Below are 2,032 nucleotides of genomic sequence, written 5' to 3'. Positions count from 1 at the left end.
TTTTAAGCGCCGAGGACGGCAGCCTTACACTGCTTAGCACTCTCGCGCCCGTAAAAAACGGCGCAATCGTAGGTTAGCGATGAGGGCTTTAGCGCGCAAGGCTTCAAAGCTCGCTATCTACGGCGCGGCCGGGCTCTGCGCGCAAAAAAGCAGCGCTTCGGATAAAATTTTAAAACTTTGCCGTCGCTATGGCTTTGCCGCAAAGATCGGTGCAGGCGGGCTTGTATGCGCCACGCCTTTGGCGCTGAAACTCGGCGCAGGGGTTGCTTTAAAATTTGCGGCACGTAAAATTTTAACACTAGGCATTTGCGAGCTGTCGAAGTTCGCCGCTTTAAAATGTGCAAAGCTCGGTGCGCGCGCGGTCGCGCGCTCGTTTTCACGCACCGATAAATTTACGGACGAGCGCACGAAAAAATATGCGAGCGCGGATGGCGAGAGCTTTAATGCAAGCGCCGCATCGCGCAGAAAGCGCACGGCAGATGTTTCTAGCGTGAGCATTAAAAAAGACGCCTCGCTTTCCAAAAGCGCCTCTGTTAAAAAAAATGCAGCGACAAAAAGTGCACCCGCAAAAAAATCCCCGCTCGCTAAAAAACCTGCATCTGTCGCAAAAACCGCATCAACCGCTAAAAGTATCGCAGCAAGTGCAGCCTCTACATCCACGGCGAAATCGCCATCTGTCGCAAAATCAGCGTCCGTAAAAAGCGCCGCGCAAAATAAAATTTCCGCAGCTAGCGCAAAATTGGCAGCGGCTAAAAGCACCTCTCAGAACGCAAAGTCTCGCCGCATCGCAAAAAATACTGCTGCACCTGCCGTAATCGCCGCAAAAGAAGCCGTCGCGTCCGGCGAAACCTCCGCATCTACCGCAAAGCAGCCTCGCCACGCCGCAAAGAGCGCGCCCTTTAAAAGCTCCGCCGCAGGGAAGGCGTAATGGTAAATTTATTAAATTTAACCCGTATCGTAAACGGAGCGATGCTAAATAATCCTGCGATCTCCGCGGTCGAGAGCTTTGCGATCGAACCCACAAAGGTCGCGAAAAAGGGAGCCTTCATCGCACTCGGCGCAAACGAGCGCGACGTGCGCACCGCGATCGATAACGGCGCGTACGCGATCATTTTCGATAACAATTTCAAGCCGCTTAATGACGAGATCGCCTTTATCAAGGTCGAAAATTTATGCTCGGCGCTAGTGCGACTGATAAAATTTTTGGGCGAGACGTGGCGGCACGGCTTCGTGCTGATAAACGAGGTGCAAAGCGAGATCCTGCGCTACACGAGCGTGCCGAAAAATTTGATGTTTGCGCCGCGCAGCAAAGGTGAGCTTTTCATCAGCCTTCTGAATGCCAAGGAGAAAAATACCTACTTCACCACCGACGGCGATCTTTTGCAAAGCCTCGGTATCTCGCCTGCCACGATCCCTGCGAGCGCCGATTTTAGGCTGCTTTACGGCGGCTCGATATTTTACAGTAGCTTCGTTTTCGGCGGGCTTTATTATTCAAACTTAATCTTTCCGCAGCTGTTTTTGCCCGAGCTATGCGGCGTGATCGAGTATCTCTCGCGCAAAAACATACCCTTTAAATTTCAAAACTTAAGCGCATTCGGCCATTTCGAGCCGATTTTTGTGGATAGATTTTTCAACGTAAGCTCGCTTGGCGGCAGCTATCGCGCCTTTATCGCCGAGAGCGATCCTGAACTTTTTGCGCGCGAAGCGGAGTTTTTGCGGGCAAAATTCCGCGAAAAAATCATCGTCTGCGCCAGCTGGGAAGACCGATTGGACGGCACTAAGATCGACTTTCGCTTCAATAAGCTAAGCGCGCTAAAGAGCCTGCCGGAGTTTCATTACGCGCTGGTTTTTGCAGAAAAGAGTGCGATCTTGCAGCTTCTAAATCAAAAACCGCAAGAAAAAAATCTATTTTAGTCTTAAGGAGATCGGTATGAAAAGACGAAATTTTATTAAATTTGGCGCAGTAGCGGCTATCGCGCCGATAGCATCAAGCGCTAAAAACACGCATGAGGATAAAATAGAGCGGAATAAA

At 50.7% G+C, this 2,032-nt stretch carries 2 protein-coding genes; both read left to right on the top strand.

Annotated elements, in window-relative coordinates:
* Nucleotides 1–79 precede the first annotated feature (79 nt).
* Nucleotides 80–928, top strand: coding sequence for a hypothetical protein (locus tag Q0340_RS08565; protein WP_298082971.1), 849 nt, complete (start codon nt 80–82; stop codon nt 926–928).
* On the top strand, nt 928–1,914 hold the full coding sequence (locus tag Q0340_RS08560; protein ID WP_298082970.1) for a hypothetical protein: 987 nt from the start codon (nt 928–930) through the stop codon (nt 1,912–1,914). The genes Q0340_RS08565 and Q0340_RS08560 overlap by 1 nt, the downstream gene beginning before the upstream one ends.
* Nucleotides 1,915–2,032 lie beyond the last annotated feature (118 nt).

The organism is uncultured Campylobacter sp. (assembly GCF_938045595.1).
Taxonomy (GTDB): Bacteria; Campylobacterota; Campylobacteria; order Campylobacterales; family Campylobacteraceae; genus Campylobacter_B.
This window is presented reverse-complemented; position numbering and strand designations above follow the sequence as displayed.